The organism is Candidatus Acidiferrales bacterium, from assembly GCA_035934015.1.
Classification (GTDB): domain Bacteria; phylum Acidobacteriota; class Terriglobia; order Acidiferrales; family UBA7541; genus DAHUXN01.
On the sequence record DASYYH010000011.1, the window covers coordinates 46,271 to 67,142 of the forward strand.

General features: G+C 57.6%; 19 protein-coding genes. 16 read left to right on the forward strand and 3 right to left on the reverse strand.

Translation table 11 applies throughout. The annotated features are described in order from the left end of the window. Window position 1 precedes the first annotated feature (1 nt). The 7 genes from gcvT (at window position 2) to VGR81_05265 (ending at window position 6,011) form a co-directional block, all read left to right on the forward strand. Complete coding sequence (gcvT, locus tag VGR81_05235) at window positions 2-1,117, forward strand: glycine cleavage system aminomethyltransferase GcvT (GenBank protein HEV2288340.1); 1,116 nt, start codon at window positions 2-4, stop codon at window positions 1,115-1,117. A gap of 35 nt (window positions 1,118-1,152) precedes the next feature. Next, window positions 1,153-1,551 (forward strand): glycine cleavage system protein GcvH, encoded by a 399-nt coding sequence (gene gcvH / locus VGR81_05240; GenBank protein HEV2288341.1) that lies wholly within the window; start codon window positions 1,153-1,155, stop codon window positions 1,549-1,551. Then, on the forward strand, window positions 1,551-2,894 hold the full coding sequence (gcvPA, locus tag VGR81_05245) for an aminomethyl-transferring glycine dehydrogenase subunit GcvPA (protein HEV2288342.1): 1,344 nt from the start codon (window positions 1,551-1,553) through the stop codon (window positions 2,892-2,894). Before gcvH ends, gcvPA begins: the two co-directional genes overlap by 1 nt. A 20-nt stretch (window positions 2,895-2,914) precedes the next feature. Continuing rightward, window positions 2,915-4,495, forward strand: a complete 1,581-nt coding sequence (gcvPB, locus tag VGR81_05250; GenBank protein ID HEV2288343.1) for an aminomethyl-transferring glycine dehydrogenase subunit GcvPB — start codon at window positions 2,915-2,917, stop codon at window positions 4,493-4,495. A 123-nt stretch (window positions 4,496-4,618) separates the two neighbouring features. Next, window positions 4,619-5,119: a DinB family protein gene (locus VGR81_05255; protein ID HEV2288344.1), complete on the forward strand. Its 501-nt coding sequence runs from the start codon at window positions 4,619-4,621 to the stop codon at window positions 5,117-5,119. Between the two features lie 132 nt (window positions 5,120-5,251). Beyond that, window positions 5,252-5,716, forward strand: a complete 465-nt coding sequence (locus tag VGR81_05260) for a MarR family transcriptional regulator (GenBank protein ID HEV2288345.1) — start codon at window positions 5,252-5,254, stop codon at window positions 5,714-5,716. Window positions 5,717-5,810: 94 nt separating this feature from the next. Further along, window positions 5,811-6,011 (forward strand): hypothetical protein, encoded by a 201-nt coding sequence (locus VGR81_05265; protein ID HEV2288346.1) that lies wholly within the window; start codon window positions 5,811-5,813, stop codon window positions 6,009-6,011. 165 nt (window positions 6,012-6,176) lie between these two features. Here VGR81_05265 and VGR81_05270 read toward each other — a convergent pair whose 3' ends face one another. Together VGR81_05270 and VGR81_05275 are read right to left on the reverse strand one after the other, a co-directional pair. Then, window positions 6,177-7,409: an AAA family ATPase gene (locus tag VGR81_05270; GenBank protein HEV2288347.1), complete on the reverse strand. Its 1,233-nt coding sequence runs from the start codon at window positions 7,407-7,409 to the stop codon at window positions 6,177-6,179. Between the two features lie 14 nt (window positions 7,410-7,423). Further along, a complete protein-coding gene (locus tag VGR81_05275; protein ID HEV2288348.1) occupies window positions 7,424-7,858 on the reverse strand; it encodes a hypothetical protein in 435 nt (144 codons plus the stop codon). Window positions 7,859-8,162: 304 nt separating this feature from the next. On the opposite strand from VGR81_05275, the gene VGR81_05280 reads away from it, so the two are divergent. From VGR81_05280 to VGR81_05295, 4 genes are all read left to right on the forward strand, one after another. Next, the gene (locus VGR81_05280; protein ID HEV2288349.1) at window positions 8,163-8,525 is read left to right on the forward strand and encodes an MGMT family protein; all 363 of its coding nucleotides are present in this window, start codon (window positions 8,163-8,165) and stop codon (window positions 8,523-8,525) included. A gap of 48 nt (window positions 8,526-8,573) precedes the next feature. Continuing rightward, entirely contained in the window at window positions 8,574-9,494 is a 921-nt protein-coding gene (locus VGR81_05285) for an ABC transporter ATP-binding protein (protein ID HEV2288350.1), read from the forward strand. 16 nt (window positions 9,495-9,510) lie between these two features. Beyond that, on the forward strand, window positions 9,511-10,440 hold the full coding sequence (locus tag VGR81_05290; protein HEV2288351.1) for an ABC transporter permease: 930 nt from the start codon (window positions 9,511-9,513) through the stop codon (window positions 10,438-10,440). 91 nt (window positions 10,441-10,531) lie between these two features. Then, window positions 10,532-11,479 carry a branched-chain amino acid transaminase gene (locus VGR81_05295; protein ID HEV2288352.1) on the forward strand — a complete coding sequence of 316 codons (948 nt, stop codon included), beginning with the start codon at window positions 10,532-10,534 and terminating at the stop codon, window positions 11,477-11,479. Window positions 11,480-11,517: 38 nt separating this feature from the next. Here VGR81_05295 and VGR81_05300 read toward each other — a convergent pair whose 3' ends face one another. Further along, complete coding sequence (locus tag VGR81_05300) at window positions 11,518-13,170, reverse strand: hypothetical protein (protein HEV2288353.1); 1,653 nt, start codon at window positions 13,168-13,170, stop codon at window positions 11,518-11,520. A gap of 266 nt (window positions 13,171-13,436) precedes the next feature. Here VGR81_05300 and VGR81_05305 point away from each other — a divergent pair, with 266 nt between their 5' ends. From VGR81_05305 to alaS, 5 genes are all read left to right on the forward strand, one after another. Continuing rightward, window positions 13,437-14,312: an aquaporin gene (locus VGR81_05305; GenBank protein HEV2288354.1), complete on the forward strand. Its 876-nt coding sequence runs from the start codon at window positions 13,437-13,439 to the stop codon at window positions 14,310-14,312. Between the two features lie 119 nt (window positions 14,313-14,431). Further along, entirely contained in the window at window positions 14,432-15,583 is a 1,152-nt protein-coding gene (locus VGR81_05310) for a type IV pilus twitching motility protein PilT (GenBank protein ID HEV2288355.1), read from the forward strand. A gap of 415 nt (window positions 15,584-15,998) precedes the next feature. Beyond that, on the forward strand, window positions 15,999-16,517 hold the full coding sequence (locus VGR81_05315) for a VOC family protein (GenBank protein ID HEV2288356.1): 519 nt from the start codon (window positions 15,999-16,001) through the stop codon (window positions 16,515-16,517). Window positions 16,518-16,795: 278 nt separating this feature from the next. Beyond that, entirely contained in the window at window positions 16,796-17,323 is a 528-nt protein-coding gene (locus tag VGR81_05320) for a regulatory protein RecX (GenBank protein ID HEV2288357.1), read from the forward strand. A 595-nt stretch (window positions 17,324-17,918) separates the two neighbouring features. Beyond that, a complete protein-coding gene (alaS, locus tag VGR81_05325) occupies window positions 17,919-20,822 on the forward strand; it encodes an alanine--tRNA ligase (protein HEV2288358.1) in 2,904 nt (967 codons plus the stop codon). Window positions 20,823-20,872 lie beyond the last annotated feature (50 nt).

Genomic DNA, 20,872 nt, shown 5'->3' on the forward strand with positions numbered 1-20,872 from the left:
CGTGAGCACTCCTGCAACCGCGGAACTGCGCAAGACAGCCCTGAACTCGCTACACCGGCGGATGGGCGCCAAGATGGTGAACTTCGGCGGCTGGGACATGCCCGTCGAATACACGGGCATCCTGGCTGAGCACGAAGCCGTGCGGACACGCGTTGGCCTTTTCGACGTCAGCCACATGGGCGAAATCGAAGTGCGCGGCCCGCATGCGCTGCAATTGGTGCAGCACGTGACCAGCAACGACGCCGCGCGCCTCTCCAACGGCCAGGCGCACTATTCCGGCCTGATGACGCCCAAAGGCACGTTCGTCGACGACCTGCTTGTGCACAAAATTTCAGACACGAATTACTTTCTGTGCGTCAACGCCGGCAATCAGGACCGCGACTATGCGCATATTGTGGACCACAATAAATTCGGCGCGGAAGTGGAAAACGCCGGGCCGCGCTACTCGCAAATCGCCATCCAGGGGCCGCGCGCGCTCGAGCTGTTGCAAAAGCTGACGAAAACTCCGCTGGCACCAATCAAATATTATTGGTTCACGTTCGGTGAAGTGAATGGCTTCGAGTGCCTGATTGCGCGAACAGGCTACACAGGCGAAGACGGTTTTGAGATTTATTTCCCGCCGCAGCATTCCGAAAAACTATGGAACGCGCTGATGGAAGCGGGTAAGCCGCTGGGCGTGCAAGCCTGCGGCCTCGGCGCGCGAAATACGCTGCGGCTCGAAGCAGGCATGGCGCTTTATGGGCACGAAATCGACGAAACGACGACGCCCTGGGAAGCAAACCTGGCATGGATCTGCAAAGTGGAAAAAGCCGATTTTCTGGGGCGCGACGCGCTCGTGAAGCAAAAGGAAAAAGGAATCGAGCGCACGCTCGTCGGATTCCAGATGGATTCGCGGCTGATCGCCCGCGATGGATACGCCGTGGTGCACAAGGAACGCGAGGTCGGCAGCGTCACGAGCGGCGGGCCGGCGCCGCACTTGAAGAAAAATATCGGCTTTGCGTACGTGCCGCCAAGCCTCAAAGCGCCGGGAACTTTGCTCGACATTTCCATACGCGGGCAACGAGCGCCAGCGCGTATTGTTCCCGTGCCCTTTTACAAGCGCGCGAAAATAGTCTGACGATCGCTGAGCAACGATGGACCAAGGAGCAGCCGATGTACCCAGCGGAGTTTCGTTACACGAAAGACCACGAATGGATTCAAATCACCGGGGCAACCGGAACGATCGGCATCACGGACTATGCGCAGCATGCGCTCGGCGACGTGGTTTTCGTCGAGCTGCCGAAAGTCGGCGGGCGCGTGAAGGCTGGCGACGTGCTCGGCACGGTTGAGTCGGTCAAGGCCGTAAGCGAAGTCTTTAGCCCTGTCGGCGGCGAAGTGGCGGAGATCAATACCGAACTTTCGACCGCCCCGGAGAAAATCAATCACGACCCGCATCGTTCCGCGTGGCTGGTGAAAATCAAGATGGATGACGCGAAAGGCGCCGACGGCCTCATGGACGCGAAAGCATATGAAGCGTACGTCGCTGAGAAGGAGAAGGAACAGACTGCCTGATGCGCTACCTTCCCAAGAGCCAATCCGAGCGCCGCGAAATGCTGGATGCCATCGGCGCGAAATCGATCGAAACACTTTTTGAAACGATCCCCGCAAAGTACCGGCTCCGTGAACCGCTGAAGCTTCCCGGCCCGCTTTCGGAGATGGAAATCATCGATTACTTCAAGGCGCGCGCGGCGGAAAATTCGCGCGGGTACACTTCCTTTCTCGGCGCGGGCGTCTATCAGCATGTGCGCTCCGTTGTCACCGATGCCCTGGTGCAGCGCGGCGAGTTTTTGACGTCCTACACGCCGTATCAAGCGGAAATTTCGCAAGGCACATTGCAGGGAATCTTCGAATTTCAGACGCTGATGTCGCAACTGACCGGCCAGGAAGTCGCCAACGCCTCCATGTACGACGGCTCGACAGCGCTCACGGAATCCGTGCTGATGGCCGAACGCATCACGCGCCGCCATCGCGTGCTCGTGGCCAAGACCGTGCATCCGGAATACCGCGAGGTGCTCAAGACTTACGCAAAGCACCTCGGATTGCATGTCGAAGAATTCGGATTTACGGCATCCGGTCAGGTGGATCTCAGCGCGCTCCGCACCGAAGCTTTGAATGAAGCCGCGGCCGTCGTCGTGCAATCGCCGAATTTCTTCGGTGTGCTGGAAAAGCTCGGTCCCATCGCCGAAGCTGCACACGCAGCCGGCGCATTGCTCATTGATTGTGTTTCCGAGCCGCTTTCGCTCGGCATCGTGCGACCGCCGCAGGAAGCGGACATCGTCGCGCTCGAAGCGCAGAGTTTTGGCGTGCCGCCGAGTTACGGCGGACCGTTCGTGGGCGTCATCGCCACACGTGAAAAATTCGTCCGCCAGATGCCCGGCCGTCTGGCCGGTGAGGCTCTCGACGCCGAAGGCCGCCGCGGCTTCTGCCTGACGCTCGCGACGCGCGAGCAGCACATCCGCCGCGAAAAAGCCACGTCGAACATTTGCACCAACGAAGCGCTCTATGCGCTGGTTGTGACGATTCATCTCTGTCTGCTTGGTAAGGAAGGTCTTCGCGAACTCGCCGCGCAAAATCTATCCAAGACGCGCTTCGCACAGGAAGAGTTGCGCAAAATTCCTGGCGTCGCACTTCCCTTTTCCGGCGCGACGTTCAACGAATTCACGGTGGAGTTCCCGCGGCCCGCAGACGAAATGAATCAGAAACTCCTCGCCGAAAAGATCATTGGGCCGCTGGCGCTCGGCAAATATTATCCGGAGCATTCCAAGCGCGCACTCGTCTGTGTGACAGAAGTGACGCCGCGCGCCGAGATCGAACGGCTGGCAGCATCGCTTCGCAAAATTCTGGCGGCAAACTAAACGATTCGGGAGTAAGCGATTTGAACGAAAAGCACACACATAGGGAACCGGACGGCGCGGAGAGAATTAAGAAAGCCGGTCGTCACGTCAGCCAGAGTGAAGGGCTGATCTTCGAAAAATCCGTTTCCGGCAAGCGCGGCATCGAGTTGCCGCCGCTCGATGTTCCCGCGGTTGATCCGGCAAAGACTCTTGGTGCGGAATTTGTCCGCGACCGAGTCGAAGGCTTTCCCGAAGTCAGCGAAATCGAAGTGATTCGCCACTTCACGCGTCTTTCCACCTGGAATTACGCCATTGATCTCGGCATGTATCCGCTCGGCTCCTGCACCATGAAATACAATCCGCGCGTCAATGAATTCGTGGCCCGCCTTGAAGGACTCGCGACCGAACATCCTCTGCAGCCCGACGCTGTCTCGCAGGGCTGCCTGCGCATCATTCACGATTTGCAGAAGTGTCTGCTCGAAGTCACGGGCATGGACGCGGCGTCGCTCGAACCGGTCGCCGGCGCACAGGGTGAGCTTACCGGTTTGCTCCTCATTCGCGCGTATCTTGAAAGTAAAGGCGGTGCGCGAAAGAAAATTCTGATTCCCGATTCCGCGCACGGCACAAATCCAGCGTCTGTGGTCATCGCGGGCTACGAAGTCCAAAACATCAAATCCAACGAGCGCGGCCAGATCGACATTGCACACTTTCGTGAGTTTGTCACCGACGAAGTCGCCGCGCTGATGATTACGAATCCTTCGACGCTCGGCGTCTACGAAGAAAATATCGCGGAAATCGCGGAAATCCTCCACTCGCGCGGTGCGCTGCTCTATATGGACGGAGCGAATATGAACGCGCTCGCCGGCATCACGCGCCCCGGCGACTTCGGCGTGGACGTCATGCACTTGAATCTGCACAAAACTTTTTCGACGCCGCATGGCGGAGGCGGCCCGGGCGCGGGCCCAGTGATGATCAAGAAAATCCTCGAACCGTTCTTGCCCGTTCCCGTAGTCGCCGAAGCAAACGGCCGCTACGCGCTCGATTTCCACCGCCCGCAGTCGATCGGCAGGGTGCGCGCCTATTGCGGAAATTTCGGTGTGCTTCTGCGTGCGCTGGCATACACGCTTGCGTATGGGCCGGGCATTCGCGAGGCGACGGAAGACGCCGTGCTGAACGCCAATTACATCCGCAGGCATCTCGAGGATTTCTTTGATCTGCCGTACAACTTGCCTTCGATGCACGAAGTCGTGTTCAGCGACGCGCGCCAGAAAAAGCACGGCGTCAACACAATGGATATCGCCAAGCGCCTCATCGATTATGGCTTCCATCCGTACACGACGGCGTTTCCGTTAATCGTCCCCGGCGCTCTCATGATCGAGCCAACAGAATCCGAGTCGCGCGAAGAATGCGATCTTTTTATTGACGCCATGCGCTCGATTGCCGCCGAAGCGCAAGCGAATCCCGAACTTGTGAAAACCGCGCCGCATTCCACGCGCGTCGGCAGGCTGGACGAAGTCGCCGCGGCGCGCAAGCCCGTCCTGCGCTGGCAGCCGAAGCAGAATCTGGACGCGCAGAAGCATCTCGGCCCGCACGAGAAAACTCTCGTCGTGCCTACGGCATAACTCCGCGGCCCTCACTGCTTAATCCCAGGGCACACCGCTTCGCAATAACAATTTCCTCCATTCGCGAAAAACATATACTGGCATCTCCCTTGGGGTCGGCGGCGTTTCTCAGGAGCGGCATCCATGACTTCTCAAGAGGCTTCGGCCATCGCCGGGCATCTGCTCGCCACGGTCGAACATGAATCGCAGATCACACGCAAAGTCATCGCCGCCTTGCCGGACGAGCAGTGCGGTTTCCGCATTCATCCGAAATCGCGCACCGCTCTGGAACTCGCCTGGCACATCGTTCTCGTTGAAATGTGGTTCCTCGACTCGATTTTTCAAGCCCAATTCTACTTGCCCGTCGAAAATGGCTTGCCCAAAGAAATCAATTGCGGCGCAGATGTCATTGCCTGGTATGACGCGCAGTTTCCGGAGAATTTCGCCAAGGCGCAGAAGCTCAGCGGCGAGTACCTGGCGCGGCCGATTTCCTTTCTCAAGAAATCCGAGTATCCCGCGGTGATTTATCTTCAGATCGTTCTCTCGCATACCATCCATCATCGCGCACAGCTCGCCGCGTATTTGCGCGCGATGGGCGCCAAAGTGCCCGCCATCTATGGCGAGAGCCTTGACGAGGCCGGCTAGCTCGCTCTGAAAGAGTTCGGTTTTTCGCGAAACCTGAATCCTGTCTGATTCGTCTAATGTCATGCTATTTAGGATTGTAGGAGCAATATCTGAATTGACAGATATTGCAAAATCAAGTATATTGTCCTGATTGTGGCACGCAAACAATCCAGCAAGACGTTCGACGAGATATTCGTTGGCCGCAGGATGATCGGCCCGATTACGGCGGTGCTTCTGCAAGCGCACGACAAGGCACTGGCGCCACTCGGATTGTCTGCCCGCGAAGCCATGGTGCTTGCCAATTGTTCACGCGGAGAGGCAAACACGCCCGGCGCGTTAGCGTGGTTTAGCGGATTGGATGTCTCCACGATGACGCGCATGCTCGACCGGCTGGAGGCGAAGAGGCTCATCAAGCGTGCGCGCAGCCGCGACGACCGGAGGAAAGTTCTGGTCACAATAACTTCCCGCGGACGCGATAGCTTCCGCAAAGGCGTACCCATTGCGGCGGCGGTTGCACAAACCGCTTGGCGTGGCGTCACAAAAAAAGAGATTCGCATGATTCGTAATGTGTTTCAGAAAATTATGAGGAACTTGGGTCATGAAGGAAAACCAGACTGAGCATTACGCTCTATCCATGAGTGCAAGGAGGCGGTCGCTTTTTATGTTATCCATGAGGGTCCGGCGAATGCCATGCCGCGAGTGCAGAAATGAATTGACCACAGTGCTCGAAAACATGCGGCTCTATGGCCATGAACTGATTAATCATGCCACAGTCATTTTCAGCCATTCGGAATTGGCATTGGAAGTTACGGTGGAGAATTCTTCGGTTCGCAGTCACGTGACAGCGATTCACGATTCTGCAAAAGAAGTTGCCTCTTTAAGCCGCAAGCTCGTTGAGCTTGGGGCGAAGTAGCGCTTCCCGCATAACGCAACCGCCGTCTTATAGATAGATTGCACTTTCGGCCGCTCCGCTGAATGGGGACGCTTGCCCTTCCGGCCACGGCAAAGCGCGCCGCGAAACGCAGGAAGTGCACGTGTCTTTACGCAGGTCCGGCATGCCGCCGATTCGCCGCAGAACCTAGACTCTCTCTCGCCGTGTCCCCTTGAAATCTTCGGATTGCCGCGCCTGATGCGCTGCCGGACGCAGCGCCGAAGCTGCCGCTGGCAAAGCCTCGACCGTCGCTGGCATGCTGACGGGGATTTCGCGTCCGTGTCCATCTTCATCGGCTGCCGCCGCGGCAGCCAATCCTGGCTGCACTGGCTCCACAGTAACAAGTGCGCCTTCCGCTTCTTTCCAGAAAACCAGCGAATTCGTTGCCGAGTCCCAATCGATCGAGAGCACGTCGCCCAGGCGAATCTGATCCGTGGCCAGCAAACTCGCCAGCGGATAGACAATGTGCCGCTCGATTGCGCGCTTCAAGTGCCGCGCGCCGTACTTCAAATCCGTGCCTTCTTTCAGCAAAAATTCCCGCGCCGGTTGCGTCACGCGGAAAAGAAATTTCCCTTTGGCTGTTTCAAGCACGCGCTGCTGCACCATGCTCAGTTCGATATCCAAAATTTGCTCGAGCTGCGGCTCGCGCAGCGGGTGAAACACAACCACTTTGTCGAGCCGGTTCATGAATTCCGGCGAGAACTTGCGTTTGGCCGCTTCGGACGCCGTGCGTTCGATTTTTTGCTCGAGGCGCGTCGGTGAATCGCTTTGCGTCGCGGGCGCAAAACCGAGCCGTCCGGTCATCAGTTCTGTGATTTCCGAGCCGCCAAGGTTCGACGTCAGGAAAATCAAAGCCTGCGAAAGATCCACGCGGCGGTTGTCTCCAAGTGTAAGCGTCGCTTTGTCGAGGATGCCCAGAAGCAATTGCCACAGCGCATCTGACGCCTTTTCGATTTCGTCGAAGAGCAAAAACGACAATTTGATCTTTTCGGTGTGAAATTGCGCGAGCGCTTCCTGTGTGATTAATGGATGCGTTTCGCGATGCCCTAGATAGCCCGGAGGCGAACCGATCAATTTCGCGATCTCGTGCGAATGTTGAAATTCCGCGCAATCGACTTTGATCACCGCGCGCGGATCCCCAAAGACGACTTCCGCCGTGGCTTCGACGACGCGCGTTTTGCCCGCACCTGTCGGCCCGAGGAAAAGCAAATTCCCCACCGGCCGCCCCGGCGAGTTCAGGCCCGCGCGAAACACCTGATACAGGTCCACCACCGCCTGCACCGCTTCGTCCTGTCCGACAATCTTCCGCCGGAGCGCGGTTTCAAATTCGCGAGATTCGCGGCTGCGTTGCGTTGGGTCCAAATGTTGTGACCGGTTCATCGTCGTTCCCCCCGTTACCGGTATCTGCGATTCCCTTCCACGGCATGTGACTTCACGCGTTCGAATTGTTCGAGCTTTATATCCACCGTTGACCGCAGCAATCTGAGCTGCGTAACCAGTTCTTGCCCCGAATGATCGCGGTCCGGCAAGAGCAGAAGCGGCGGCGAAAGATCGGCCAAATCCAGATTGATCAGCCGCAGCGAATTCAGCAATTGCTTGACGTAGGGAGACCGCGGATCGAACAGCTCCACGCGGCTGTTCACTATCTCGCGAAGCCGCGACCAGTCCAGCTCCAGCATCGGATGGTTTCGCGAAACTTCGCGCACCACTTCATCCGTGATCCGTGGCCGTTCGCCAAGGCGTGCCAGATACAACTGCTCCACCTTGCCGTGCCGGCGCACGTTGTGTACCAGGTAGTACGTGTTCCCCTTGCGCCGAATAAACGCCACAGTTCGCCCCCTTGCTCTTGACCGTGCAGCGTAGTGTAAGTATCTTCCACTACGCCGTCAATGGTATGATGCTGAGTTCTCGCGCAGGTTGCTTCCTAAAGGTAATTATCTGGTCGGAGACATTTCGGTACCGCTGAGGAAAAACTTTGCGGAGGCACACTTCGCTAAAGTCCCGTTTCTCATTGATTTGATGCCGGATTCCCGTGAAGTGTTTTATTCCCGCGCCGCCTAAGTCGCCCCGCGCATCCGGCATTCATACGCAATTCCATAGCTCCTCGGCGACCAAACGAAGGGACGAATAAAGATGCGCAAGGCAAAAAAGAAACAAAAGGGCGGCTGGGAACACGTTTACGCCGCAATCAAACAAATTCCGCGCGGCCGCGTGATGACCTACGGCCAGCTTGCGCGCATCCTGCGCCTGCCCGGCGGCGCCAGAACTCTCGGCTACGCCATGGCTGGATGCCCTTCCGGACGAGGGATTCCGTGGCATCGTGTTGTCGGAGCAGGCGGCCGCATTCTGCCGCGCGAACCCTACGGCAGCAAACAGCGGCGTCTTCTCGAAACCGAGGGCACGAAATTCTCCGGCATGGCCGTGGACATGGCCGCGCATCACTGGAAGCCAAAGAAATTTCTAGCCAAATCCGCTCCGAGAGCGCGCACAAAATGAGTCGCTTCACGCGCGCGCCATTCGATATGATAGAAGACGAATCTTGCGATGAGCGAACCTCTCATAAAAGTAGAAGGCCTGTATAAGAACTATGGCGCTGTGGAAGCCCTGCGTGGCATCAGCTTCGAGGTTCAGGAAGGCGAGCTTTTCGGGCTGCTCGGGCCAAACGGTGCGGGCAAGACCACGACGATCGAAATTCTCGAAGGCTTGCGCACGCCCGATCGCGGCGTGGCGCGCGTTTGCAGCCTTGATCCGCAAACGAACGCAGCCGAATTGAAGCATCTCGTTGGCGCCGCGCTGCAGTCCACTTCCCTGCCCGATAAAATGCGCGTCGAAGAAACACTCGAAATGTTCGCGCGTTTCTACCGCAATCCGCGCGACCCGAAAGAGCTTCTCAAGCGATTTCAACTGGAAGAAAAACGCAACGCCTTTTACAACCAGCTCTCCGGCGGCCAGAAACAGCGGCTCGCGCTGGCGCTCGCTCTCGTCAACAATCCGCGCATGATTCTTCTCGACGAGCCGACCGCCGGCCTTGATCCGCAGGTCCGCCGCGAAATCTACAACGAACTCGAGGAATTGAAGCGCGAGAAGAAATCTATTTTGCTGACCACGCATTACATCGAAGAAGCCGAGCGTCTCTGCGATCGCGTCGCCATCGTGGATCAAGGCAAGGTCATGGCCATGGGGACGCCGCGTGAATTGAAGCATGGTTCCGCGGGAACGACGCGCATCGAAGTCCGCCTGAGCCGCGACCTTTCCGATGGTGCGCTCGGCAAACTCGATGGCGTCGCCGACTGCCGCAAATTTGAAGACGCTTGGGTCCTGCATTCGACGAAGCCAACGCAGACGATCGTCTCCCTCGTGAAGCATCTCGAAGCGGATGGCGTCGAATTGCAAGGTTTGGAAATGTTCTCGCCGTCTCTCGAAGATGTTTTTATCGAACTCACTGGCCGGAGACTGCGCGAATGAAGGAAGGCATGCTCGCATGGTAAATCATACCTGGACGCTTTCGATGATGCGCATCAAGCTGGCTCTGCGCAGCCGCACATTTTTGTTCTTCAGCCTGGCCATGCCCATTGGCTTCCTTTTCGGCTATGTGATTTTCTTCGGCGGCTCGAATCGCAACGAGATCCCCTATTTGCTCGGCGCCATCCTGGCTCTTACGGTCATGGGCAGCTTCTGGGGTCTGAGCATGCAACTCGTCATGTTTCGCGAACAGGGAATCTTGCGCCGCTTTCGTCTTGCGCCAATCGGCGCAGGCGCGATGCTCGGCTCCAGCATTATTTCGAATTATTTCCTCGTTCTGCCCACGGTCATCGTCGAATTTTTGGTCTGCCGCTACGTTTTTCACATGCCCACATGGGGCAATCTCTGGGAAGTGTTTTTTCTCATTTCGATAGGGGCGGCGGCGTTTTCCGCGCTCGGGTTGATCATCGCCAGCGTCACCAACGACGTGCAGGAAACCACCGTCATCAACAATATTCTCTGGTCCTCGTTTTTGTTTCTTTCCGGCGTAACGATTCCCCTCACGTTCATGCCTCGCTGGGTGCAGAAGGTCACGCTGTTTTCGCCCGCCACGTATCTGGCCACGGGCCTGGAAAACGCTATGCTCCGCTCGGCTACCGTTCACGAGGTCATGGGCGATGTTTTTTCCTTGCTCGTCAGCCTGATTGTGGCGTTCGAGATCTCGCGCCGCATCTTCCGCTGGGAGCCGGAAGAAAAAATTCCCAATAAAGCCAAGCTCTGGGCCGCCGCCGCGCTTATACCTTTTCTGCTTCTGGGAAGCTGGGAAGTGGTTTATGGTCACCGGCTCGAGGAAATGCGCCACGATTTCCAGTTAATGAGCCGTCCGGCGCCAGCTCCGCCGCGCAAAAATCCGACCGGCCAAATTGGACTCCGGAAATCCTCAGAATAATTTTTCGCCGCGTCTGCGCCCGAAATCTCGTGTGTTATAATCTGTTTCGTCGGCAGGCAGGACATCTCACGGGACTTCAGCGGAGACGACCATGGCCCTTAAGAAGACCGAAAAGATCTGGCACAACGGAAAAATGATCAAGTGGGACGACGCGCAGATTCACATTGTTGCCCACGTCGTCAGCTATGGCAGCTCCGTTTTCGAAGGCATCCGCTGCTATAAGACGCCGCAGGGCCCCGCCGTTTTCCGCTTGCGCGAACACATGGCGCGGCTCCGCAATTCCGCGCACATTTACCGTATGGATTTCGATTTTTCGGTTGATGACATTTGCCAGGGCGCGCTCGAACTCGTTCGCGAAAATCACATGGACTCCTGCTACATCCGCCCCATCGTCATGCGCGGCTATGGCGACGCCGGCGTGAATCCGTTCAATTGCCCGCTCGAAGTTTACATGGCCTGCTGGGATTGGGGCCGTTATCTGGGCGACGATGCCATCAAGAACGGCGTAGACGTCTGCGTCAGTTCGTGGAACAAGTCCGCTCCGAATACCCTGCCGCAAATGTCCAAGGCCGCCGCGAACTACATGAATTCGCAGCTCATTCGCATGGAAGCGATGATCAATGGCTACGTCGAAGGAATCGCTCTTGATGTGAACGGCTACGTCAGCGAAGGCTCGGGCGAAAATCTTTTCGTCGTCCACGACGGCAAGGTTCTCACGCCGCCGCTCGCCAATTGCGTTCTTCCCGGCATCACGCGCGACACGATTTTCGCCCTCTGCCGAGATTTCGGTATTCCCTGCACCGAGCAGATGCTCCCTCGCGAAATGCTCTACATCGCCGACGAAGTTTTTTTCGCGGGAACTGCCGTAGAAATCACGCCGATTCGCTCCGTCGATAAAATCAAAGTCGGCAATGGCTCCCGCGGCGCAATCACCAAGAAATTGCAGGACGAATTCTATGCATTGACCGGCGGAACGAAAGAAGACCGCCACGGCTGGCTCACTGCCGTAAACGCACCCGCCACCGCGGGCGTGCGCTAACTTCAAAAAACTCCTTTTCGAAGTTGGTTGATCGGAACTTAAAGCGCAGGTGCACGTATCACGCTCCCCTGCCTATGCCTCTCCGCTTCTTTCGGATAATCTCCAAGCCAGACATATTCCTGTTTTGTCTTTAGCAACGAGAACTTTCGCCAATAAACCTGCGAAATGCCCCTTGCAAAACTCCTTCGCTTCACGGAGTCGCGAATGTCCTTATGCGACGCCTGCAGTTTCGCGACATATGCTTCCAGCGTGTCGTTCTTCAGGGGAGAAACCCCCAAGTCCTCGCATACCTGCGTGCGCATCTGCAGGAAAGCGTTCAGCAACTCGTACGGCCTTGCTTCTGGCATGCTCACTCCGATTCCGCGTGGTCGCCGGACCAGAGAACTTGCCGCCACCGGCTTTCGGTCGCCAAAGTTCAAATCCCACCCGTTCTCCAGTGAGCTTGTAATCGTGCACTTCAATGGTCGCGGACTTTTGCCCATGGGAAAAAACTGGAAAGCGGTTCCGAAGCAATGCTGTTTCGAATTTACAAATAATCGGCAAAAGCTCGGAATTGACTTGGCTGCGTCGGAAACCAGAGAGAAATCACCTAGTCGCGTGAAACCCATACCTTCGAATTCCTGCGTGTAGTAATTCAGCTTCTCCGTGTCCAATTTTGGAAATTGTCCGGGGACTGCCGGAGGAAATGAATAAGACGTTCCCATGTTCTTCAGCACGCGCCCCTTCATCGTGAAAAGGCTGAAAAACAGATGCGCCCAACTCCCGAATCTCCACAGGATTAAAAATAGGAAAACAGCAAACCAGAGAATCCACGTCCCGAAGGTCATAGTCGTCAGTCGGCCGCTTTTCCACGCCTCCTGGTCGAATTCTGCCTTCGATATCGACTGCCATCCCTTCTGGCTCCAGATCACTTGCGTCTGCGGCGCACCTTCTGTGCGCGATACCTCCAAACTCTTTGCGCCATAAGCCAGAGGGTCAAAATGCGCGCCGTTGGGGCGCGCCGGAAATTCATTGAGCGTCAGCGAAAACACCGAGCTGCCCAGTTGTATCGGCAGGATCAGCTTGACGGCATTAGGCTCGAATGCCGTGAGTTGTTTCCAGTGCCAGCCCGCGGCCTTGAACTCACTTCGCGCGGAGGCCGTCACGAAAGCCGAATCGGCATCATCGTCGGCAGTGTCGTCGGGCTGTACCGTTTCTGCGCCCGCCGACACATTCCGCAGACCATTTTCGGGCAGCACTGTTACAAATTTGGCTCCATCCCACCAAAAACCCGTGTAAGTCCGCGCGTAAAGCTCCCTATTCGGGGGCGGCGCCAATTGCAAATCGCCGTCACGCAAAGACCATTTCCCGAAAGGTGCCGCATCGGGAGGCAGGGGCGTTTCGATCAGTTTTCCGGAAGGCAGCAGCCAATATGCCTTCATTTGATAATTCGAAAACCGGTCGCCCATTCCAAACAGCAGCGCGAAATAACCATAACCCTTCGTCGCAACTTCATCCTGCACAACATTGGTGGCCTTTCCCGCCCGGTTGGTATCGAGGAAAATGAAAGCTTCGTGGTTGTTCCAGAAAATGGTCGGTCGAAACATCGTCTCCCCGACCGCATAGTGCTTTGGCAGGAAGCGAATCGCGACTGCCGCGCCGATAACGAGGCCGAAGAAAACGAGCGTGAAGAGCAGTCGGTTGCGTGACATTTCAGGGCACCCCTGAACGCCACGTTAACAACCGCCATCGCGTCCGCCAACAGTACTTTGTTCTTCCCGTTAGTAACTCGGAAGGCATCTGTCGCGGCCTGTATACCGCTTGCCCGCCGTGGCTGTCGTAGGGGCGGCCTTCAGGCCCGCCCCATTTGTTGAAGACCCGCTCGCGCTATGCGCGAGGTCGGGGTCTAAAGACCCGACCCTACGAAAACGCTATGCACTGCAGCGGCGTTGGGTCTAACAGTCCGATGAAAAATGCGATGAGCTTTGTGGTCGCGGCCTGCCTGCCGCTTGCTCGCCGTGGCGGGCAGGCAGGCCGCGACATACTGCTAAACCACTGGCGCTTAACTTTTGTCCCTCCATCTGGAATCGCTTCGAAAATCGGCGACACCCCTGCTAGAATCGCGGTCGCGCTCCGCTCGCGGCGATCTCCGGGAGGTGGCATGATTCGCAACTGGCAAAAGCTGCTTGCTGAATTCATCGGCACGTACTTATTTGTTTTCATTTCCGCGGGCGTGGTCTGCGTTGATCAGGAACTTCGCTCCACCGGCGGCGCAGGTATCGGCTTGCCGGCCCTGGCGCTTGCCCGCGGGCTTGTCTTCGCCGTTTTGGTGTTCGCGCTCGTGCAAATTTCCGGTGCGCATTTCAATCCTGCTATCACCATCGGCGCCTGGGTGACGCGCAAAATGGGCTCGCTGCTTTCGCTCTTCTACTTCATCGCGCAATGCCTCGGCGCACTGGCCGCTGTCTATACGCTCGCGCGTTTTATCCCCGACTCGATTTGGCGCCCCGTCGCAATGGGCGCTCCCGACCTCGCGTCCGGTTTTTCGCGCACGCAAGGAATTCTTTTCGAGATGCTCCTTACTTTTTTCCTGGTTTTCGTTTTCTTCGGAGCTGTTGCCGAAACCAAGGATTTTCTCGCGCGCATTGGCGGCTTCGCTGCTGGCTTGGCTGTTTTCCTCGGAACGCTCGTCGGCTCGCCGTACACCGGCGCGTCCATGAATCCTGCCGTGGCGCTCGGCCAAGCCATCATCTCCCATCACTGGGCCAATCACGGCGTTTACTGGGCCGGCCCTCTGCTCGGCGGCGTGATCGGCGGCTGGCTCTATCACATGCTCTTTGCCCGCGACTCCTAGCAGCGTGCGGCCAAACCGCGGGTTTGCATTCAGGACAATCCCCTTTCGCTCCTCGATTGCCCTCCCTTCCTTCGCGTGCTAGCTTGAATTGATTCTGCCAATACTGAGGGTGACCGCGCATGGCCGTTGCCGTTGATGATCTGCTGCGCAAGGCAGTTGAAAACAAAGCCTCCGACTTGCACCTGAAAGTCGGCAACCATCCCTATCTTCGCGTTGACGGCATTCTCCAGCCCATCGCCGATGTCCCGCGCATCACGCCGGAAGAAATGCTTTCCATGGCCTTCAGCATGATGACCAACCGGCAAAAGCAAAAATTCAAGGAAACCGCCGAGCTCGACATGGCGTACGGCGTCGCTGGCCTCGGCCGCTTCCGCGTCAACGTCTTTCAGCAGCGCGGCAACGTCGGCATGGTGTTGCGCGTCATCCCCACGAAAATCCGCACCATCGAAGAGTTGAATCTTCCGCCGGTCATCGACAAAATTTGCGAAGAGCAGCGCGGCCTCGTTCTCGTCACCGGAACCACCGGGTCTGGTAAATCCACGACGCTCGCGGCCATGATCGACCGCATCAACTCCATCCGCCCCGAGCACATCATCACCATCGAAGACCCCATCGAATATCTGCATCGTGACAAAAAAGGTTTCATCAATCAGCGCGAAGTCGAAGTCGACACTTCCACGTTTTCGACCGCTCTCCGCGCCGCGTTGCGCCAGGACCCTGACGTCATCCTCGTCGGCGAAATGCGCGACCTCGAAACCATTTCCACAGCGTTGCTCGCCGCCGAGACGGGCCACTTGGTTTTCTCGACGTTGCACACTCTCGACGCCACCGAAACGATTCAGCGCATCATCGCCGTCTTTCCGCCGCCGGAGCAGAAGCAAATTCGCTTGCAACTCGCTTCGACGCTTCGCGCCGTCGTCAGTCAGCGCCTCGTTCGCAAGAGCGACGGTGTCGGCCGCGTGCCCGCCGTCGAAGTTCTCATCTCCACCGGCTACATTCGCGATTGCATCATCAACGCCGATAAGACGCGCATGATTCGCGACGCGCTCGCCGCCGGCACCAGCCAGTACGGCATGCAGACCTTCGATCAATCCATCTTCGATCTCTATTCGAAGAATTTGATCACCCTTGACGAAGCGCTCATCCGCGCCTCGAATCCCGACGAATTCAAGCTGCGCATCCAGGGCATTCGTTCTTCCGCCGACGCCGCGCGCGAAGAAATGGAGCGCACCATGACCGAATTCGAGCGCACCGGCTCCCACCGCCGCTAAGCTTTTTTGTTGTAACTGCTGTCATCCCGAGCCCGGCTGCGTGGCCGCGGCAAGCGGCAAAGCCGCGAACGGTGGTGAGGGACCTGCTTTGGATTTTTCCTTGAACGCTCAACTCCAGTTACACCACTGCTATGCCCGCCTCTAATTTTGGAACCCTGCGCTGAAAATAATTGCCACGTGAAAATTCCTGATATAAGTTCCGTACCGGACTTTTTTCCATCGCGCTTTCGTTTGGTTTGCGCGGCAGCGTCGAACCCAGCTGCTGAGGTTTCTATCAAGCATTCTCCGAAGAGTGCCAAGACTACGACTAGCGGGGCCGGCGCCGCCCCAACCGCCGCCAGTAGCCTGAATGATGGAAGATTCGCGTGCCGGGAATGGCCGCGTGCGAGCAATCGAACAAACAAGGAGAAAAGCAATGATCGACCGTAGGACGTTTCTGCAGTCAGTAGCCGCCGCGTTCACAGTTGGAGCCGCACGGATCCCTGCCGACGCAGACACTCGCGATAGTCAGAACAAAGCGGAACTACCTGGGGCCAGCCTGAATCATGTGATGATTCGCGTGCCGGATTTCGAGCAGGCAAAAAGCTTCTACGCGGAGAAGTTCGGCTTCCGCGAGGTTCTTTCTTTCAACGCCGTCGGACGGAAACCCGCGTTCGCGTATCTGCAGATTTCGCGGAACACGTTTTTGGAATTGCAGCCCGCATCCGGCGAACATCCACCGGGTCTCGGTCACATCGGGCTCGAACTGGGCAACCTCGAAGATGCGGTGAAAATACTTAGGCAGAGCGGCCTAACGGCACAAGATATCCGTGTCAGCCACCAGACCGGCGCGCACATTAGCTCTGTACAGGCCACGCCGGGAGTAACTTTCGAGCTGCTGGAGTTCCCGCCGGACTCGCTGGTACGCAAAGCGATGAATTCGTGGAACACTTAGCGGCATTGCCCACCGGCTGTAGGTTTTCGCCTTCTCGTCACTTGTCACTCGCTTGCCCTGAGTTTGCTCGCCTCGGCGAGCCTGTCCGTCGGCCGGGCGCGAGGTATTTGCCTTTCTGCAAACGCCCGCTGCCCAAAAAAGTTGCGTGGATTTATTAAAGGACTGCCTTCCTTTCGCGCGTCTTATCCGCCCGTCCGCCGTGGCGGGCGCGATGGATTCACCTTTTGCTTTTCACTCGTCACTTGTCACTCATCACTTATCACTAGTATTCTTCCCTCATGCGCTCCGCTCCTCGCAAATTCTCCACCGAGGCCGGCCTTTACGCCGCCGCCACTCGCGCATTGATGCGCCGCGCTCATTCCGTGCACGAAATGAAGGAATATCTCGCTCTGCGCGCCGAGGAAAAAGACCACGCCGACGCCGTCCTGCAAAAACTCCGCGAATTGAATTATCTCGACGACGCCCGCTATGCCCGCGACTTCGCCCGCGCGCACGCCCAGAATCGTCATCAGGGCAAATTTCGCATCGCCCGAGAACTCCGCGCGCGCGGCGTGCCCGATCGCCACATCGAAGCCGCGCTCGCTTCCGTTTTCGCCGAAACCGACGAAGCCGCGCTCGTAAAATCCCGTATCGAGCGCCAGTTGCGGCGCCTCCGCGCCGGGCCGCTCGACGAAAAAAAGTCCGCCTCGCTCTACCGCAGCCTTCTTCGCGCCGGCTTTTCCTCCGACGTCATCCGCACTCAGCTTCGCCTCGCCTCCCGCGAACCCCTCCCCGATTTCGAAGATCCTTCGGCCTCAGAGACCTAAGCCATACACTTTCTCTCGCAGCATTCTCTGTTCCCGGGCAACTTTCCTGAGAGCGCTGCCCCGCTCTTGAATATGCATTCGCAGGGGCTTGCTCGCCGCCTGCTCGCCGTGGCGAGTGCCGGGCGAAGTCGAAGGGTCACTCGCGGACCGCTTTGAATTTGCATTCGTAGGGGCGGGGCTTGCCCCGCCCGGGCGACTCTCCGAGTCGCCTTGTTTCCGTGCGTCGCGTTTCGTTTTTTCTCGCCACTTGCTCGCCGCGCCGCAGCCTGCTCGCCTGGGCGAGCCTGTCCACCGCAGGCAGGAATCTGCTTTCCCCGTCCGTTTTCTCTTGACTTTCTGTTTATAAAATGGTACACAGGATAATGACTCGGGCGTTTTGCCCGGCCAGGCCACCTTCGGGTGGCCGTTCGTGTTTCTAGGAGGCGAAACAAAAGCGATTCTAATCGCCAGACCTATGAAAAATTAGAAATGAGGCTAACTCACTGAAAACAAAAGGTCGGACTCATTTCTAATCGCCAGAGAAATGCGTTTTTCTAAATTGAGTTGCGTCTCAAGCCCGTGGAAAAGCTATGATGACACCCGTTAAGGAGCGCGCGTGGAAGAACTGAAGTGGTCGGGAAATAAAATTCGCGAGACGTTCCTGCGATTCTTCGAGGAGCGCGGGCACAAACGCGTCCGCAGCTCTTCCCTCGTCCCTGCCAACGATCCCACGCTGCTCTTCACCAATGCCGGCATGAATCAGTTCAAGGACGTTTTCCTCGGCCTTGAAAAACGCGATTACAACCGCGCCACCACGTGCCAGAAATGCGTTCGCGCTGGCGGCAAGCACAACGATCTCGAAAACGTCGGCTTCACCAATCGCCATCACACATTTTTCGAAATGCTCGGCAATTTTTCCTTCGGCGATTATTTCAAAAAAGACGCCATCGCCTACGCCTGGGAATTGGTCACCTCGCCCGAATGGTTCGCCATTCCGGTCGACAAGCTTTTTTTCACGGTCTTCGGCGGCCACGAAAATTTGCAGCCCGATCACGACGCAGCGAAACTCTGGCTCGAAACCGGCGCGCCGAAAGATCGCGTCTACGAAATTCCCGGACTGAAGGAAAATTTCTGGGCCATGGGCGACACCGGGCCGTGCGGGCCCTGCAGCGAAATTTTCTACGACATGGGACCTGCCGCTTCCGATCAAGGCCACACAGATTGCAAATTTCCCTGCGAGTGCGGCCGCTACGTCGAGATTTGGAATTTGGTTTTCATGCAATTTAATAGAGACGCGTCTGGCACACTCAATCCCCTGCCCAAACCGTCCGTCGACACCGGCATGGGCCTCGAACGCATGGCCGCGGTAATGCAAGGGGCAATCTCGAATTACGAAACGGATTTGTTTACGCTGCTGATTGATAGGGCGAAGAAACTTGTGCTATTTCCTGTTGCCCCCGAGGGCAAGATTCGTTCGGTGGAGGATGACCTTCTTCTTGGAGAAATAAAGAAGAGGCTTGATTTTGCCCGCCGCGGTCGAGAGCGCTCCACAGATCCGTTCCTAAATAATGCAAGCCTCCGTGTTATCGCTGACCACTCGCGGGCCGCTACCTTTCTGATTGCCGATGGCGTGGTCCCGTCAAATGAGGGGCGTGGCTACGTCCTGCGCAAGATTCTCCGTCGCGGGATACGCCACGGGCGTTTGCAAGGCCAAGAGAATCCGTTTTTGTATCAGATGGTGTACACCGTCCGCGATTTGATGAAAGACGCATATCCGGAACTCATTGAGTCAGCCGATAGGGTAGCGGAAGTCATTAAGGCAGAGGAGGAGCAGTTTGACCGCGTGCTCAAGATCGGACTGTCTGCTTGGGAAAAACGCGTCCAGGAATTGGCCCTTGAATCTTTGGCCGAAAATCGAATCTCCGGATTCAGTAGCTCTTCGCAAGACAAGATACTTGAGTTCAATAGGAAGGGCCAAGCAAGTGTAATGTTTCCTGGCAAAGATGCTTTCCGCCTCTACGAAACCTACGGGCTGCCACTCGACTTTATGGTTGACGCTGCGCGCGACGTCGGCATTCAGCTGGACCTCGAAGGATTCGAGCGGGCTCGGTCTGAGGAACAGGCTCGCGCTCGCGCCAGTTGGAAAGGCGCGCACAAGGAAGCGGCGAGCCCGGTTTACAGAAAGCTCGCCGACACATTCAAGACCGAGCCGGATTTTTATTTTGGCACGACGACCAAAGACTGCCACATCGAAGCCATCGTCACCAAGGCAGGCCAGGTCAACGAACTGAAAGCCGGCGAAGAGGCCGAAATCGTCCTCGATCGCTCGACGATCTACGCGGAATCCGGCGGACAGGTCGCCGACACCGGCGCATTCTTCGACGACGCGCTTTCGCAGCAAGTCGCCGAAGTGCGCGGCGCGTATTATCCCGTCGCGGGCCTCATCGCGCATCGCATCGTCGCCAAAGAAGATCTCGCCGTGGGCGACCGCGTCGCCACCGTCGCCGACGCCGCGCGCCGCGCGCGCGTGATGCGCAATCACACCGGCACGCATCTGGTGAACGCCGCGCTGCGCAATATTCTTGGCACGCACGTCAAGCAGTCCGGCTCGCTCAACGCGCCCGATCATCTGCGCTTCGACTTCAGCCATTTCGCGCAACTCGCACCCGAGGAGTTGCAGGAAATCGAAAATCAGGTGAACGAAGAAATCCTGCGCGACTTGCCGCTGCAAACGGACATCATGAACATCGACGACGCGCTCGCCTCCGGCGCTCTCGCCTTCTTTGGCGACAAGTATCCGGAGCAAAATGTCCGCGTTGTCACCATCGCCGACTCCGCCTACCCGCGCGGCTTCTATAGCAAGGAACTTTGCGGCGGGACGCACGTCGCGCGCACCGGCGAAATCGGCGTCTTCAAAATCACGCTCGAACAGTCCGTCGCCGCTGGCGTGCGCCGCATTGAAGCGCTCACCGGCGACGCTGCCCTCGCTCAATACCGCTCCGCTCTCGGGACCTTGCGCACACTCGCCGGAATGCTGAATACCGGCGAAGACCGCGTCCTCGAAGCCGTCGAGAAGCTCGAGCAGGAACGCAAGCAGCTCGAAAAGCAGCTCGAAGGCCTCCGGCGGAAATCGGCCGTCTCCCAGGTCGATTCGCTTCTGGAGGCCGCACGGATGGTCAAAAACGTCCGCGTAGTCGCCGCCAAGGTCGAAAACGCCGACCGGGAGGCCCTCCGGCAGCTTGCCGATGGTTTAAGGCAGAAAATGGGCTCCGGAGTGGTCGTTTTGGCCGCTGGCGAGCCTGCCCGCGATGGCGGGGAGAGTAAGGTATCTCTTATTACTGCCGTTACGAAAGACTTGACGAACCGGCTCCACGCCGGGAAGATGGTCCAGGAGATCGCCAAGCTCTTGGGGGGCTCCGGCGGGGGTCGTCCAGACCTGGCCGAAGCTGGGGGCAGGGATGTTGCTGGTATCGAAACAGCCCTTGCGCAAGTCTATCCGCTCGTCGAGCGGCTGGTATAATTCCATACAAGCGCTAGAAACGCGGCCTGCTCTGGCAGGCATGCCGGGAG